Source organism: Campylobacter sp. US55 (assembly GCF_004378955.1).
Classification (GTDB): Bacteria; Campylobacterota; Campylobacteria; order Campylobacterales; family Campylobacteraceae; genus Campylobacter_D; species Campylobacter_D jejuni.
The window spans coordinates 60,058-75,493 of the sequence record NZ_RYYF01000003.1 but is presented as its reverse complement, the minus strand read 5'-3'; the positions used below and the strand labels follow the sequence as shown (position 1 = coordinate 75,493).

Sequence of the window (15,436 nt, the reverse complement as noted above, 5' to 3'; positions counted from 1 at the left end):
CTATTTCTGTAGTTATAATAAGGAGAATTTGTGCTATTTACCAAAGCTAGCGAATACGCTTTACTTTCTTTAATTTATATTTCTCAAAAAGAAACACCTCAAGATGTAGATTCTTTAGCTTTAGAGCTTGATATTCCCAAAAGTTTTTTAGCTAAAATTTTACAAACTTTAGCTAAAGATGGTTTGTTAAAATCCTTTAAAGGGGCAAAAGGTGGTTTTGCTTTAATCAAAGAACCAAGTCAATATACTATAAAAGAAATTGTTAACAGTGCTGAAAAAAAGGATATCAGTGTATTTGAATGCAGCGGTGGCACTTGTCCAAATAATAAAGAAAAAAATTGCACCTTAATGCCTATGTTAGTAAATTTACAAAATAAAGTAGATGAATTTTTAGATTCTATTACTTTAGAAGATATTATGAAAAATAATGGCAAAAAATAAAATAGTCGATTTAGTTTTTCCTTTTTTGGGGCCTTTAATTGCTCCTGTTTTAAAAGCTAAAAGCTTAACTATTGTTGGTTTCTTAGTTTGCATTTTAGCTATTATCATAGTTCCTTTACCAAGTCCTATTTTGGACTTTTTCTTAGCTTTAAGTATAGCTTTATCAGTATTAATTATTTTAATTTCTATTTATATACCTAAACCGACAGATTTAACAACTTTTCCAACTTTAATCTTGATTATTACTTTATTTAGACTTTCTTTAAATATAGCTACTACGAGGATGATTTTAAGCGAAGGGCAAAACGGCCCTGAAGCTGTGAGTGAGATTATAGCAGCATTTGGAGAATTTGTTGTTGGTGGAAATATGGTCATTGGTGTGATTGTATTTTGTATCTTAGTATTAATTAATTTCATGGTTGTAACAAAAGGTAGTACAAGGGTTTCTGAAGTACAAGCAAGATTTACACTTGATGCAATGCCGGGTAAACAAATGGCTATTGACGCGGATTTAAATGCAGGACTTATTGATGAACAAACCGCTAGAGCAAGACGTCAAGAAGTTATTGCTGAGGCAAACTTCTATGGTGCAATGGATGGTTCTTCTAAATTTATCAAAGGAGATGCTGTTGCAGGAATTATCATAACTATTATAAATATCATAGGTGGTTTTTTAATAGGATCTTTTCAGCACGATATGGCTTTAAGCGATGCTGCATCTACCTATACTATTTTAACCATAGGTGATGGACTTGTATCGCAAATTCCAGGGCTTATTACTTCTACTGCAACCGCTATAATTATCACTCGTGCAAGCAAAGATGAGGAAAATTTTGCAGAAGGAACTTTAACTCAACTTTTAAGTGAATATCGCACGCTTTTAATAGTAGGTTTTGTACTTTTTATCTTTGCGTTAGTGCCTGGTTTGCCAACTTTATCCTTGGGCTTTATGGCTTTAGTTTTTTTAAGTCTTGGCTATCTTACCAAGCAGGTTAAGGAAGGTAAAATTGATATAACCACAGTTAAAAAAAGCAAACCAAGTGCTGCAGCTGCATCTCAAAGTGGAGCAGGTGAGACAACGGCAGCGCCTGCTAAGAAAAGCGAAGAAGAAATTCTCAAAGAGGAAGAGCACAAGATTAACGACATACTCAAAGTTGAAATTTTAGAACTTGAACTTGGATACGGACTTATTAAGCTTGCTGAAAACGAACTTACAGAAAGAATTCGCTCAATGAGAAGAAGTATTGCTGAAAGTTTAGGATTTTTAATGCCAAAAATAAGAATAAGAGATAATTTAAGACTTAAACCAAATGAGTATAGTTTTAAACTCAAGGGCGTATCTATAGCAAGTGCTGAAATTTATCCGGATAAATATTTAGCCATGGATAGTGGTTTTATCACAGAAGAGATAGAAGGGATTGCTACAAAAGAACCCGCTTTTAACTCTGATGCACTTTGGATTGATGCGAATTTAAAAGATGAAGCAACATTAAATGGCTATATAGTAATAGATCCTGCAAGTGTTATTTCAACACATATGAGCGAACTTATCAAAGCACATGCAAGCGAACTTCTCACACGCCAAGAGGTGCAAAATCTTCTTGATAAGGTTAAAAATGATTATCCAATCATTGTAGAAGGTGCTTTAGGTGTTGCACCTGTAAGTCTTATTCAAAAAATTCTCAAAGACTTGCTTAAGCATCACATACCAATTAAAGATATGCTTACTATTTTAGAATCTGTAAGCGATATAGCAGAAGTAAGCAAGAGTTTTGATATGATTATTGAACATGTAAGGGCGTCTTTAGCTAGGATGATTACAAATATGTATTTAGATGATAAAGGAAATTTGGATATTTTTATCTTAGACTCTGCTAGCTCTGCAGTTTTAATGGAAAATGTACAATTTAGAGATGGAAGTTATCACTTGCCTTTAAGTGTAGCTCAAACAGGCACTTTAGTAGATACTCTAAGGGCTGAAGTTGCCGCAGTAGCAAATGGTCGTATCAAGCCTTTTATACTTTGCGTTGAACCGCAGCTTAGAAAATTCATTGCTGATATTTGTTATAATTTTAGCATTAATATAGTAGTGTTAAGTTTTGCAGAAATTGCAGAAAATACAAATTTTAATACCGAGGGTATTATTAGGATAGAACTTTAAGGAATATAATGAAAATTTATCATCTTTCGCATACAGATCTTGATGGTTATGCTTGTCAATTTGTAGTAAATTTTTATTTTAAAAATGTGAAATTTTATAATTCTAATTATGGTAAAGAAATTAATGAAAATTTTAACTCTATTATAGGCGATATAGAAAAAGATGAAAATTTCGGAAAAGCTATTATTCTAATAACAGATTTAAATTTAAATTTAAATCAATGTGAAGAATTTGAAAAAATTTGTAAAGAGAAAAATATTAAAATTTTTCTTCTTGATCATCATCAAAGTGGCGAAGAATGTGCTCAAAAATATTCTTGGTATTTACTTGATTCTAAAAGATGTGCAACTAAAATCGTTTATGATTTTTTCTCTAAAATCTGCACTCCTGTTTTAGAACTTTCAAAATTTGTTGATGTGGTTAATGCTGTTGATATTTGGCTAAGCGAGGATGAAAATTTTGAACTTGGAAAGGTTTTTTTAGGCTTGATTGCCAATGCAAAAGAAATAAATCGCGTGATGTTTAAAGAATCTCAAATCGATTATATGTTTTTCTTGCTTGATAAGGCTTGGAAATTTATAGGAAAAGAAAATGCGAATATTTTACTCGATAATGCTACTCATTTTATAAAAAAGGATTATTTTGCCAGAAAAAATGATGATACTCTTTCTAATTTAATTTCTTGTTTTGTAGTTGAAAAACTAAGTGAGCTAAAAGAAAATTTCAGTATAGAATATGAAGGCCATAAAGGCATCTTAACTTCAAATATAGGCAATACTTCTGTTATTGGAAATGATTTTTTAGTAAAAAATCCTGATTATGACTTTTTTATTGATGTTAGTTCTAGAAAAACCTTAAGTTTTCGTGCAAATGGAAAAATAGATGTAAGTTTAATGGCTAAAAATTTAGTAGGTGGTGGTGGACATAAAAATGCTAGTGGTGGACTTTTTGCGACATTTAAAGATGGAGTAAATTATAATCATATTAAGGCTCAAATTATTGATTTAATTAAAAGCAAAGAACTTAAAAAGGAAAACAATGAATCAAAACAATAATAAAACCTTAAAAAATGAACTAGAGGATTTACAATATGAGCTTAGCATAGTTTTAGAAGCTATGCTTTTATACGCTGGAGTTAAAAGAGAAAAATTAGAAAATGCAATAGAAGCTTATATTGATAATATAGATAATGTGCTCGAAAATTCCAACAAAGAAGGGGTTGATGAAATTTTAGAAGTGGTGGAATTTCTAAAAAATAAATACAAAGATTTTTTTCAATGAAAAAGTGTATTTTAATTTTTTTTAGTTTATATTCTTTAAGTTTTGCTAATATTTACGAAAAATTAAATGATTTTGCTTATGAAAAAAAACCGAACAAAGATTTTAAGATTCAAGAAGTTAAATTAGTACAATTTTCACAAGAAAATAAAGATTGCCTTGAGCTTTTAATAGAAGCTGGTCAAGTTAGAATTTTAAATAGCTATAACTCTTGTCAAAAATTATCTAAAGATGAAAGTTTTCAAAAATTTCTTAATGAAGATTTTTTAAAACTTTATAAAAATAATGGATACTTGATTAATGAAAATTTACAAAATTTGAAAAATACCATGCAAGATATTATGATATATTATAAACTCCGATATTCTTTTAGTAAAGATGTAAAAGATATGAGTAAAAATAAGAATTTGGATGTTTTAAATATAGATGAAAAAGATGGTGGTACTTTGCTTTATAAAATCAACAATCAAGCTTGCGTTGGAATAGAACTTACAAGACATGACTCAAGAATGGCTATGAAAATATACGGAATAGAAAATTTGGATAAAGAGTGCAAACTATTTATCCAATCGCCTTCTTTTAAAGATCTTTCTTACACAAAAAAAGATTTTAAGTGGTATTATTTAGAATAAATAAATGCTTTAATTTTTAAATAAAAATTTTTAAAAATCGCACTTAAAGTAAAAGTATCTTGCCTTCCAAGATTTTGAAAAACGCAGTTATCTAAGTCTTTTTTTTCTTGAATGCTTAAATTTTTCATTAAACCAACCTCTAAAAATATTGCAAACTTCAATTTTATCAAAAAAACTTTATTTTTATTTTAAAGTTTTAATTATAAGGCAAATAAATATTTTTTTAAGAATTTAAAGTTTTTTATTAAAATATTATTAACTTTTATTGACTTTTTTGAAGCAAAGTTATATACTGAATTCGAATTAGACAAATTTAAGGAGGAAAAATGATGAATAAATTTTCTATAGTTTTAACTTTGTTGTTATGTGGAAGTTGTGCTTTAGCCTTAGATCCAAATTTGGAAAAAACTAAGAGTGCAACAGGTATTGATCTACCTACTGCCAAATGGAATTTACCTAAGGCTTTAAATGAAGATGGTACCATAGATGAAACTAAAATGCCAAAAAATTCAGAATATAGCAAAATGGTTATTTTGGGAAATAAAATTCTTAATGAAACAAGCAAATATGTAGGTCCACAGGCCAAAGATCCTAAAAAAAGATTTGCGGGAAATAATCTTTCTTGTTCAAGTTGCCATGCTAATGGTGGAAGTGTACAAAATCAATCAGGTTTTGTAGGAATTTGGGCAAGATTTCCACAATATAATGCCAGAGGAGATAAAGTAATTACCTTAGCAGATAGGATCAATGGCTGTTTTGAACGCTCTATGAATGGCAAAAGAATGCCTAGTGATGCGCCTGAAATGAAAGCCATGCTAACTTATATGCAATGGTTATCTCAAGGAGTTCCAGTAGGAGCTAAGATAGAAGGGCAGGGGCTTAAGAAGATAGATTTCATCTCGAGAGCAGCTGATCCTAAAAAAGGTAAGGCAATTTATATGGATAAATGTGCCGTTTGTCATCAAGAAAATGGATTAGGGCTTAAAAATGAGGATAGCGCAGGGGCGTATTATCTTTATCCACCACTTTGGGGCAATGATAGTTATAATACAGGAGCTGGAATGTATCGTCTTATCAAAGCTGCTTCTTATATTAAAGAAAATATGCCTCAAGGCGCGCCTGACTTAAGTCTTGAAGATGCTTATGATGTAGCAGCTTACATGAATTCACAAGCTCGCCCTATTAAAGCAAATAGAGATAAAGACTTTCCAGATAGAAAGGTTAAGCCTTTAGATATGGATGTAGGACCTTATGATGATAGCTTTTCTACAACCCAACATCGCTATGGACCTTATACAAATATGATCAAAAAATAATTTTAAGGCAATTTTTATTGCCTTAAAAAATTTATTATTTCATATTACTTAATTTTTTAACTAGATCTTCTAAATCTTGCATCGAATTGATTGCACTTGGGTTAATTTGATATTTTCCATTGACAACAAAAGCAGGGGTACCATAGGTTTTAGCTATATCATTAGCTCTTTGAAACTCTCTTAAAATTTCTTTAGCTTTTGGGGTGTTTAAAAAATTTAATACTTCATTTTTATTTACATTCATAGCCTTTAAACCTATGTCGTAAAATTCATCTAAATTCGAAAAATTTCTTTGCTTGTTTAAAAAATAAGAAACAAAATAAACATCAGCAAGTTTATGAGATAAACTATCAGAATAACTCGCGTCTTTACCATTTTGCTCATCTTTGTATTGAGCAAAGGCAAAAAGATCATTCATTTCTTTGGAAAAATCTCCATTCATTAAACTTACAGGATAGAGTTTAAAATGCAAATTTGGAAAAGCTTCTCTTAGTTTTTCAAGGGTTCCAAATTTATGATGATTATAACAATGTATACATTTATAAGAAAATGCTTCTATTACACTATTTTCGGAGTTGGGTAAATTTGGATTAAGAGTAATAAAACTATTATTTGCTAACGCAAAACTTGAGCAAAATACAAGCGCTAAAACAAATTTGCAAAAAAAATTACGCATACTATATCCTTGATTAAATAAAATTTTCAAAGATAATTTTATTTAAAAAAAATAAATAAGCCCAAATTTATTTTTGGGCTTATTTATTTTTTAGGATTGAATGCTTGATCAACGCTAAAAGGCATTACTTGATAACCCGTGCCTGAACCGCTAAATTAAATTTGAACCGAAGGCTCCTTAGCACCCCAGTTAAATTCATCAATTTCAGGTTTTGGCTCTCCAAGACTTACACCTTTGCTAAGATCACAAGCCATTCCAGCTGTTGTGCTATAAACCATAATAGAATCTTTATCTGGTTCATATTGAGTTAAAGAAGTTACAGGAGAAAACCATTCATTTCCACGATTTTTACCATATTCCCAAATTTGTTCCACAGTTTTATTTTGCTGATCGATTTTATAAATTACAGCACGAGAATATTTTTGACTCGCAAATGCAGGTTGCTCAGCTCCTCTTGCATCACCATTATCAAAAACACTTATATAGATATAACGCTTGTTTGATTTACTATCAATTCTCCAGCCTGTATGTTGTGTCCAAGTGAAATCAAATCCACCATTTTCATTTTCATAACCTGGGCATTTGCTATAATCATCATCGCAAACAATTTTTTTGCCATTTTTATCTACAGGTTGTAATAAATATTTTTGAAATTCTTTATTCCATCCTTTATGTGCCCCTAAAATCCATTTTATTTTTTTATCACGACCAATTTTAACAACAGCACTTTGATGGCGACTAGAAATAATAATACTGTCATCACTTGGATCATAATCAACGCTATTTACATAAGCCCAATTCCTACCTATACCTGTACCTGCTATACTCCAAATTTGTCGCTTTCATCCATTTTGGCAAGCTCTTCATCGCTTAAAGTTTTACCCGCTTTGCTTGCATCTATATTTAAACACACTGCACCTTGATCTAAAGCTTTGATAATAGTACTTCTATAAGGATCTAAAATCTCATACAATCTCCAATCATCAACAACATTACCATTCTCATCTACTTCTATAATAGTATCACGCACTGTGCGTACATGCTTACCATTTGGACGCAAAGTATTTGCTGAAGCTACTCTTAATATAAATAATGCCCATTTTGCATATTGTCCATAGCATGAGAAAAATCTATATAGGCAACAGGTAATTTACGATTGAAAATTTCTCTTCCTAAGATATCGTATTTTACATATCTTTGACCAAATCCCCAAGTTAAAGCTCCATCTTTGTTTTGATGAAAACCCATCATAATTCCACGATTGTAAATATTGTCCCGGTTCATTAATTTATCGTTATCAAAATACCATCTGATTTCACCCTTGGTATCTATGATAAAGACATTTGAATTTTCATCCCATTCCATAGCACCACCTACAGGATTATTCCATACAGATTGTGAGCCTTTGCCAGATTGTTTTCCAGGAGCATTATTTACTAAATATAGCCTATCTGAAAATTTTGGATCCATTTTTATCAAAAGGAGTTCCTCTTTGATCAGTGCTTCCACTTGGTTCTATGCTAACCCCTGGAGTTGTAATTTTATAAATCTCATCAACAACTTTTTGACTTTTACCATTTGCAGTCTTAGTATAACTTACCTTTACTGTATTTAAATAAGAAGGATAAAGTCCAAAAATAGGAATTCCACCATAAGTCTTAGCCATTTTAGAAATCACACTATAAGAAATAGTTTGACCATTTGGTTTAGGAACAATAGTTACTTTTATATCGCTTAAGACGTAACCATTATCCATAATAATAGCGGTCAAAGGAGACAATCCATAAGGATTCATTTTAATCGCATCTATTTGTCCTTGAATTTTCCAATCTATTTTCGCTCCACTGGGACCACCCATGGCCATTAAAGCATTAGGTGCAAGTAGGGTAGAACCCGTCAAAAATGCCATGCAAATAGTTTTGCTAAGTCTCATGATAAATCCTTTAAAATTATTTAAGCCATCCTAAAATAGCTTAATAAAATTTTAATAATACGCAACAAAAATAATGTGTTGCGTATTTTAAGAGCATCTTAAAACGACTTGATTTAAATGATTTAAACTAGCTATATTTTGATTTGGATTTTTTGGTTCTCCTATAAATTTAAACACCAAAACCAAAATAACAATCACCAATGCAAAAATTTTAGCATTAGGTTTATTTTTATCTAAAACATAGGCTATAAACATTGCAAAAAGCACAATAAAACAACATAAAAATGCCATAAGACAGCAAATTGCCATATTCATAAACTTTAAACTAGGAATCAAATACCAACCATTGCTATAAAGCCCATTTTCAAAATTAGGTGGAGTTCCTATAAAAAATTTTTGAAAAGCATTAAGATGATTATAAGCATTTTCTGGAACTACAGGGGTATCCATCCCACATTCTCCTGTTGGCAAAAACCAACTAGGAGCCCATTCATGCAAAGGTAAATTAAATGGGTAAATAGGAATTTCACGACATCCATCTACACCTGCAAAAGGATTTTCAGAATGAACCACTTCATGAATATGATTTAAAGTTAGACAATGCTCCAAGCCAAGCCAAATTCCATAAAAAGCTAAACCATAAGAAAAAATTTTTATAATATTATTTGCAGGGTTGATTAATGCAATCATACCGCCTATAGCCATAACAAGCATATCAAATCTTATATACACACATTGTTCGCAAGGTTCCATAAAAAGATATTCTTGAAATAAAAAATGTGCTATACAAGTAAGTCCTATAGTAACTATAATCAAAATTAACCAAGGTTTGCGCGTATCTTGCCATTTAGAAAGTGAAAAATTTCTGCAATTATCTTTCATTTTTATACAACTCATTTTTGCTTGCTAAGTTCTTTAGTAATCTCAATCAAAGCCTCTGGAGAGTTGATTGCACTTGGGTTAATTTGATATTTTCCATTAACAACAAAAGCAGGGGTGCCATAATTTTGCGAAATAGGATTGGCAATTTCATAACTTCTTAAAAACTCTGCAGCCTCTGGAGTTTTTAAGAAATTTTCCAAATCAGCCTTACTCACATTCATTGCTTTTAAACCGACACTATAAAAAGCTTCAGGATTTTTACCATTTTCCCATCTTTGTTTTTTCTTAAAATATGCATTAAAATAAGCTTCAGCAACTTTATGAGTTAAGCTATTTTTATCCGTAGGATCAATTTTATTTACACCATCCTTAAATGCCGCAAAAGCAAAAATTTCATTAGCTTGCCTTCCATAATCTCCCATAGAACTTACAGGATAAAATTTGTAAGTTAAATTAGGCAATTTTTCTTTAACTTTACCCATGGTATTAAATTTGTGATGATCATAACAATGAGTACAGCGATAAGAAAAAAATTCAATCAATGAATTATCAGCGTTAGCAATAGGATTTTTAAGAATTACATATTCTTTACCTTCACTTAATGCGCTAGCACTTATACCTGCTAAAAAAGCACATGTAACAATAGATCTTGCTAATTTTACTGGAAATTTCATTACCTTCTCCTTGAAATTTGGTTTTGACAAAACTTTTTATTAAGTTTTTATGTAATAAATATTATAAAACTATTAAAATAAAAATATTCTTAAAAAATTTTATAACTAAAAAATATTTACTTTAACTAAAAATTAAGAATAGGGGGATTAAAAATTTAATGCACAAGTTATCATTTTTATGTATATTTTGATAATAATATAAAATAATTTAATTTTTAAATATTCTTTATAGTTTTCAAGAAAAGTACAATATAATTTTAATTTACAAAATAAAATTATCAATTTTTTACATTATATTTTGTGGATAAGTTTATTTCACTCAAAAGGTAAAATCATAAAAGTATGGAAAAATAGTAGATTAAAGTATATCAAAATAGAATAATCTATGTGTATATAAAAAAGTTTGAAAATTACAGTTTTCAATACAAAATTATAATTTTTATATATTTTTACCTTTTATCACATCTTTTTATGATTGATATAAGATTTATTTAATAAAAATATTTTAATCTTTTTGCCTCGCATGCAAAACAAACTTTTTCCTAAAAAAGCTTTTTTTTACTAAGTTAATACTAAAATACCTTTTCTAATTAAAAAGCTAAAAATTTATATTTTAGGAAAAGTTTTTATGAAATACCCTTTAGATTGTGAAGAAAATTTTGAAAAATCATTTTTATTTTGGCTGGCAAAATATGTAAAATTTAAACTCAATTCGCTATCTAACAAAGAGTTAAAAAATCCACAAGCTTTAGCAGAAGTTAATTTTGCCCTTACAAAAGGTGTAAAAAACATTGAAGAACTTGACGCTCTAGCAAAAAAAGCAAGAAATGCTGGTTTAAGTGGAGTTAATACTTATTTTAACCCCTTAAAAAAAGTGTTTGAATATTTAAATTTTTACAAGCTTTACTCTTTAAAACAGATTGATGAGGAACTCATTGTAGAAGTTTTAGCAAGTGTAACAGGTGCTTTATCAGATGCAAGTAAAAAAAATTACCGTATTGCTGTGATTAATTTTTTTGATTTTTTAGACAAGCAAAACGAAGAAGATGAAAAAGCACATATTTTTGATATCAATCTTAAAAACTGGGCAGGTATAGCAGGTTCTAAAGGGGTGAAATTACCCGAATTTATGAGTGAAGAAGAGCTTAAAAAATTTCTTGATGCTATTGAAAATGCAGATTTTAAAAACAATACCATACGCAATAAACTTATTCTTAAAATCATCATTTTTACAGGCATACGGGTAAGCGAAGCTATCAATATCAAAATGGGTGATATTAGCGAAGAAAACGATCTTTATATCATAAGAATAAGAGCTAAAGGCAATAAATATCGTGTTGTAATGATAAAAAAAGAACTTATTTACGATTTACTTAAAAATGTAAGTATTAATTATATGAGTAAAGACGCCCTACTTTTTGTCAATAAAAAAGGCACTCCACTGACTCAATCTTATGTCAGTCGTATAGTAGAACAGCTTTTATTTCACGCAGGAATTCGCAAACAAAAAAATGGTGCTCACATGTTGCGTCATACTTTTGCCACCCTGCTTTATAAAAAACAAAAAGATTTAGTTTTAGTTCAAGAAGCTTTAGGGCATGCAAGTTTAAACACTTCAAGAATTTACACTCATTTTGATAATGATAAATTAAAACTTGCCGCACAGGTTGCAAAGGAATTAAGTGACTCTTGAAAACTATGCTATTTTTGGTAAATATTTTTACTATGATTTAAAACATACTTTAAAAGCCTTTAACCACAAAGAAAGTAAAAAATGCTTTAAATTTATAGAAAAATATAAAAATGATTTTTATATTTTAATGCTTGCTGATTATGAGCTATATAGATATTTTCAAGATGAAAATTTCACAAGTAAAAAAGCTTGTTTGTCTGTTTTTGCTTTTAAAAAAAGAAAAAAATTTCAAAAAGAGGATATCGATGAAGAAAAATTTATTCCTGAATTTATAAATTTTTTAGATCAAGATAATTACAAAGAAAATTTCGTTAAAGTTAAAGAGGCGATCTCCAAAGGAAGAGTTTATCAAATCAACCTCACTCAAAATTTTAAATTTCATAGCAAAATGGATTCTTTTGAACTTTTTAAACTTTTGCTTTCTAGACAAGATACTGAATTTAAAGCTTTTATAAAAGATGAAACAAGAGAAATTTTATCCTTTTCTCCTGAACTTTTCTTCAAAACCAAAAAAAGAAAAATATTTACAAAACCTATGAAAGGCACGATTAAGCGTGATAAAGATCATATAAAAGATGAAGAAAATAAAATTTTCTTGCAAAATGATACAAAAAATCTAAGTGAAAATGTTATGATTTGTGATCTTTTGCGTAACGATCTTTCAAAAATCATCACAAAAAAAAGCTTAAAAACCAAACTTTTTGAAATTCAAAGTCACCCTACTTTACATCAAATGACTTCAAGCGTACAAGGAAAACTTAAAAAAAATATTTCTTTATATCAAATTTTTAAAGCCCTCTTTCCTTGTGGTTCTATTACAGGTGCCCCAAAGCTTGAAAGTATTAAATTTATTGAAGAATTAGAACAAAGAGATCGTGGTATTTACTGCGGAACTATAGGTTTAATACACAAAAATAAAAATAAATTTAGCGTAGCTATACGCACCTTAGAAAAACAAGATGAAATTTATACTTATAGCACGGGTAGTGGCTTGGTTTGGGACTCAAAATTCAAAGATGAATTTGAAGAATTAAAACTTAAAAGCGCGATCTTAAATCCTTATGATTTTCATCTTTTTGAAACCATGTATTTTAAAAATTCTCAAATTTTATTTTTAAAAGAACATTTATTAAGGCTTATAAATTCAGCTCTTAAATTTAATTTTAATACTCACAAGCTCTTTAAAGATTTTTATAATATTTTAAACCAAAAAAGTTCTTATAAAGAATATCAAAATTTTACACTTTTTAAACTCGATGAAAAAATTTTCCACAAAAAACATTCTTTATTTTATAATTTTCCCCTACCCTTTAAAAATCCACATAAAGAAGGAATTTTAAAGCTTATTTTATACAAAGACGGAAGATACGAAATTCAACAAAGTGCCTCAAAACAAAATTCAAACGATATTTTGCTTTTAAGTGATGATAAAATTAACTCAAAAAGTGACAATCTCTATCACAAAAGCTCTTTGCGTACTTTTTATAATCAACACTCATACAAATGGCAGCAAAACTTGTGTTATGACATAGCTTTTTTTAACGAAAAAAATGAACTTTGCGAAGGCTCAAGAACCAATCTCATCTTAGAAAAAAACGCTCAATTTTATACTCCACAAATTCAAAGTGGTATATTAAATGGTGTATATAGAAATTTCTTAGTCAATCTTGGTTTAATAAAAGAAAAAGCATTATTTAAACAAGATTTATTTGAAGCAGAAAATATTTATTGCATTAATTCCGTGCGTGGTTTAAAAAAGGTAAAATTACAATGAAGAAAATTTTATTTATAGATAATTATGATTCTTTTAGTTATACCATCATCTATTATCTTAAAGAACTTGGTTTTGAATGTAAAGTGATAAAAAACGATGCCTTTAAAAAAGCTAAAGAATTAGAAAAATTTGATTTTACTCATCTTATCATCTCTCCTGGCCCTCATTCTCCTAAGAAATCTAAATTAAGCTTAAAAGCAATCAAATATTTTAAAAAAAACAAAAAAATTTTAGGTATATGTTTAGGGCATCAGTGTATAGCTGAAGTTTTTGGCGGTAGGGTTTCTAAAATGCAAAATCCCATGCATGGTAAAATTTCTAAACTTTATTTTAAAAAAGATCCTATTTTTAAAGGTATTAAAAAAGAAATTGAAATTTGTTTATATCATTCTTTACATATTAGTTCTATGCCTAAAAAATGCAAAATTTTAGCTCGTAATTCAGAAAATATCATTATGGCAATTAAACATAAAAAATATCCTATTTATGGATTGCAATTTCACCCTGAAGCGGTTTTAACTCAAAAAGGTAAAAAAATACTTAAAAACTTTATGAAACTTTAGTCTTTTTTGCATTTAAAATAACACTCAATATAATTAAAGCAAAAGCAAAAATATCAAGCAAGCTATAATGGGTTTTTAAAAATAAAAAACTCATCAAAGCAGCTGCTACAGGCTCTATAGAGGCAATCATACTAGCCCTTAGAGCACCTATATATTCCACTCCTTTTAAATATAAACAAAAAGCCCCTATAGTTCCGATAAAGACAATCCCGCCCATAGAAAAAAATGCTTTTAAGTTAAAAGCATAGTGAATTAAACCCTTATCAAATTGCAAGATTAATAAAAATACAAAAGAAGCAAAAAGACTCGCCCAACCCATTATCCAAAAAAGACCATATTTTAATATCACTTCTCTAGCGCTTAAAGAATAAAAAGCAACCCCAAAAGCTCCTATAACAGCCCAAAAAATACCCCAATAATTTAAAACCACCGCTTCAATATCTCCTTTAGTTGCAAGCAAAAACAAAGCAAAAATAATCAAAATCAAAGCCAAAATTTCTATCAATTTAGGAAATTTTTTATTTTTAAAGCACAAATAAAGCATTATAATCAAAGGTGCACAATATTGTATCATAGTTGCAGTTCCAGCATCGGTATAATAAATAGCCTTAAAATAACCAAATTGTGTTAGCAAAAGCCCAAAAAATCCAAACATACAAATACTTAAGCTTTCTTTTAAATTTGTAAAAACTAAAATCTTTTGAGCTTTAAAACTTAAAAAAATCAAAATCAACCCTGTAGATAAAAGCCTATAAAAACAAACCCAATCTACGCTATAATTATTTTTAAAAAGGTATTCAGCTAAAACACCGCTAATAGCCCAAAAAATACCTCCCAAAAGAACTAAAAATACGCCCATTGCAAACCTTAATAAAAATTATTTTAAATTATAGTATATTTTTTAAAATAATGTCGATTTAGTGTAATATATATTATAAATTAAGGAGAAAATATGCAAATTAACAATTCCTTAAATAGCTTGAGTCAATATGTTAAAGTCAACTCAAACGAAGAAAATCAAAACTCTAAAAATCAAGAACAAAACACTTTAGCGCAAGATCCAGCTGTAGAGGTAAATATCAGCAAAGAAGCCAAAGAAAAATCAAATACTTCTAATCAAAATAATTCTCAAGCTCCAGCTCAAGCTTTAAACGCGCAAAACAACACGCAACAAGATAGTAGCAGCAATAGTGAAGATAAACTTACAGAATTAACACAGAAGCTTGCAGAAATTCAAGCAAAAATTGTTGAACTAACTGCAAAAATGTCTAAAGCTAATGAGGATCAAATCAAAAGTATTGAAAGTCAAATAGCAACATTAAATGCCCAAGCTTCAACTATTCAAGCTCAAATTCAAGAACTCCAAAGCCAACAAGCTTGATTATATTTTTTCAAAAGTTTAAGAATGCTATA

Annotated in this window: 14 protein-coding genes and 2 pseudogenes; 10 read left to right on the top strand and 6 right to left on the bottom strand. The window is 29.1% G+C overall.

Features of this window, described 5'->3' with window-relative positions; translation table 11 throughout:
• Positions 1 to 30 precede the first annotated feature (30 nt).
• Genes ELQ07_RS03005 through ELQ07_RS02985 form a run of 5 tightly spaced genes read left to right on the top strand, consistent with a single transcriptional unit; the run spans position 31 to position 4,512 of the window.
• Entirely contained in the window at positions 31 to 441 is a 411-nt protein-coding gene (locus tag ELQ07_RS03005; RefSeq protein WP_070317166.1) for an RrF2 family transcriptional regulator, read from the top strand.
• Positions 428 to 2,602 (top strand): flagellar biosynthesis protein FlhA, encoded by a 2,175-nt coding sequence (gene flhA / locus ELQ07_RS03000; protein WP_044260867.1) that lies wholly within the window; start codon positions 428 to 430, stop codon positions 2,600 to 2,602. Before ELQ07_RS03005 ends, flhA begins: the two co-directional genes overlap by 14 nt.
• An 8-nt stretch (positions 2,603 to 2,610) precedes the next feature.
• The gene (locus ELQ07_RS02995) at positions 2,611 to 3,657 is read left to right on the top strand and encodes a DHH family phosphoesterase (RefSeq protein ID WP_134224710.1); all 1,047 of its coding nucleotides are present in this window, start codon (positions 2,611 to 2,613) and stop codon (positions 3,655 to 3,657) included.
• The gene (locus ELQ07_RS02990; protein ID WP_002852415.1) at positions 3,641 to 3,883 is read left to right on the top strand and encodes a hypothetical protein; all 243 of its coding nucleotides are present in this window, start codon (positions 3,641 to 3,643) and stop codon (positions 3,881 to 3,883) included. Before ELQ07_RS02995 ends, ELQ07_RS02990 begins: the two co-directional genes overlap by 17 nt.
• A complete protein-coding gene (locus ELQ07_RS02985) occupies positions 3,880 to 4,512 on the top strand; it encodes a hypothetical protein (RefSeq protein WP_134224709.1) in 633 nt (210 codons plus the stop codon). The genes ELQ07_RS02990 and ELQ07_RS02985 overlap by 4 nt, the downstream gene beginning before the upstream one ends.
• On the opposite strand, the pseudogene ELQ07_RS08215 reads toward ELQ07_RS02985, so the two are convergent.
• A pseudogene (locus tag ELQ07_RS08215) lies at positions 4,490 to 4,640 on the bottom strand (hypothetical protein). The gene ELQ07_RS02985 and the pseudogene ELQ07_RS08215 overlap by 23 nt on opposite strands.
• A 201-nt stretch (positions 4,641 to 4,841) precedes the next feature.
• Here ELQ07_RS08215 and ELQ07_RS02980 point away from each other — a divergent pair.
• On the top strand, positions 4,842 to 5,828 hold the full coding sequence (locus ELQ07_RS02980; protein ID WP_044779283.1) for a c-type cytochrome: 987 nt from the start codon (positions 4,842 to 4,844) through the stop codon (positions 5,826 to 5,828).
• 34 nt (positions 5,829 to 5,862) lie between these two features.
• On the opposite strand, the gene ELQ07_RS02975 is transcribed toward ELQ07_RS02980, so the two are convergent.
• From ELQ07_RS02975 to ELQ07_RS02960, 4 genes and pseudogenes are all read right to left on the bottom strand, one after another.
• Positions 5,863 to 6,504 carry a thiol:disulfide interchange protein DsbA/DsbL gene (locus ELQ07_RS02975; RefSeq protein ID WP_087705093.1) on the bottom strand — a complete coding sequence of 214 codons (642 nt, stop codon included), beginning with the start codon at positions 6,502 to 6,504 and terminating at the stop codon, positions 5,863 to 5,865.
• An 83-nt stretch (positions 6,505 to 6,587) separates the two neighbouring features.
• Positions 6,588 to 8,437: pseudogene (locus ELQ07_RS02970) on the bottom strand (aryl-sulfate sulfotransferase).
• Between the two features lie 87 nt (positions 8,438 to 8,524).
• The gene (gene dsbI, locus ELQ07_RS02965; RefSeq protein WP_070317170.1) at positions 8,525 to 9,334 is read right to left on the bottom strand and encodes a protein-disulfide oxidoreductase DsbI; all 810 of its coding nucleotides are present in this window, start codon (positions 9,332 to 9,334) and stop codon (positions 8,525 to 8,527) included.
• A complete protein-coding gene (locus ELQ07_RS02960; RefSeq protein ID WP_134224708.1) occupies positions 9,331 to 9,993 on the bottom strand; it encodes a thiol:disulfide interchange protein DsbA/DsbL in 663 nt (220 codons plus the stop codon). Before ELQ07_RS02960 ends, dsbI begins: the two co-directional genes overlap by 4 nt.
• 628 nt (positions 9,994 to 10,621) lie before the next feature.
• Between ELQ07_RS02960 and ELQ07_RS02955 the strand changes: the two genes are divergently transcribed.
• Genes ELQ07_RS02955 through ELQ07_RS02945 form a run of 3 tightly spaced genes read left to right on the top strand, consistent with a single transcriptional unit; the run spans position 10,622 to position 14,023 of the window.
• The gene (locus ELQ07_RS02955; RefSeq protein ID WP_002916154.1) at positions 10,622 to 11,686 is read left to right on the top strand and encodes a tyrosine-type recombinase/integrase; all 1,065 of its coding nucleotides are present in this window, start codon (positions 10,622 to 10,624) and stop codon (positions 11,684 to 11,686) included.
• Positions 11,676 to 13,460 carry a bifunctional anthranilate synthase component I family protein/aminotransferase class IV gene (locus tag ELQ07_RS02950; RefSeq protein ID WP_134224707.1) on the top strand — a complete coding sequence of 595 codons (1,785 nt, stop codon included), beginning with the start codon at positions 11,676 to 11,678 and terminating at the stop codon, positions 13,458 to 13,460. The genes ELQ07_RS02955 and ELQ07_RS02950 overlap by 11 nt, the downstream gene beginning before the upstream one ends.
• Positions 13,457 to 14,023 (top strand): aminodeoxychorismate/anthranilate synthase component II, encoded by a 567-nt coding sequence (locus ELQ07_RS02945; RefSeq protein ID WP_134224706.1) that lies wholly within the window; start codon positions 13,457 to 13,459, stop codon positions 14,021 to 14,023. Before ELQ07_RS02950 ends, ELQ07_RS02945 begins: the two co-directional genes overlap by 4 nt.
• Here the strand turns inward: ELQ07_RS02945 and ELQ07_RS02940 are convergent.
• Entirely contained in the window at positions 14,010 to 14,882 is an 873-nt protein-coding gene (locus tag ELQ07_RS02940) for a DMT family transporter (protein ID WP_070317175.1), read from the bottom strand. The genes ELQ07_RS02945 and ELQ07_RS02940 overlap by 14 nt on opposite strands.
• A 93-nt stretch (positions 14,883 to 14,975) precedes the next feature.
• On the opposite strand from ELQ07_RS02940, the gene fspA1 reads away from it, so the two are divergent.
• Positions 14,976 to 15,404 (top strand): flagellum-secreted nonflagellar protein FspA1, encoded by a 429-nt coding sequence (gene fspA1, locus ELQ07_RS02935; protein ID WP_134224705.1) that lies wholly within the window; start codon positions 14,976 to 14,978, stop codon positions 15,402 to 15,404.
• Positions 15,405 to 15,436 lie beyond the last annotated feature (32 nt).

Bases quoted from the DNA above. Each gene is read 5' to 3' on its own strand.
- ELQ07_RS02960 (WP_134224708.1), bottom strand. From the start codon at position 9,993: ATGAAATTTCCAGTAAAATTAGCAAGATCTATTGTTACATGTGCTTTT.
- ELQ07_RS02995 (WP_134224710.1), top strand. From the start codon at position 2,611: ATGAAAATTTATCATCTTTCGCATACAGATCTTGATGGTTATGCTTGT.
- dsbI (WP_070317170.1), bottom strand. From the start codon at position 9,334: ATGAGTTGTATAAAAATGAAAGATAATTGCAGAAATTTTTCACTTTCT.
- fspA1 (WP_134224705.1), top strand. From the start codon at position 14,976: ATGCAAATTAACAATTCCTTAAATAGCTTGAGTCAATATGTTAAAGTC.
- ELQ07_RS02945 (WP_134224706.1), top strand. From the start codon at position 13,457: ATGAAGAAAATTTTATTTATAGATAATTATGATTCTTTTAGTTATACC.
- ELQ07_RS02990 (WP_002852415.1), top strand. From the start codon at position 3,641: ATGAATCAAAACAATAATAAAACCTTAAAAAATGAACTAGAGGATTTA.
- ELQ07_RS02975 (WP_087705093.1), bottom strand. From the start codon at position 6,504: ATGCGTAATTTTTTTTGCAAATTTGTTTTAGCGCTTGTATTTTGCTCA.
- ELQ07_RS02955 (WP_002916154.1), top strand. From the start codon at position 10,622: ATGAAATACCCTTTAGATTGTGAAGAAAATTTTGAAAAATCATTTTTA.
- ELQ07_RS02940 (WP_070317175.1), bottom strand. From the start codon at position 14,882: ATGGGCGTATTTTTAGTTCTTTTGGGAGGTATTTTTTGGGCTATTAGC.
- ELQ07_RS02985 (WP_134224709.1), top strand. From the start codon at position 3,880: ATGAAAAAGTGTATTTTAATTTTTTTTAGTTTATATTCTTTAAGTTTT.
- flhA (WP_044260867.1), top strand. From the start codon at position 428: ATGGCAAAAAATAAAATAGTCGATTTAGTTTTTCCTTTTTTGGGGCCT.
- ELQ07_RS02980 (WP_044779283.1), top strand. From the start codon at position 4,842: ATGAATAAATTTTCTATAGTTTTAACTTTGTTGTTATGTGGAAGTTGT.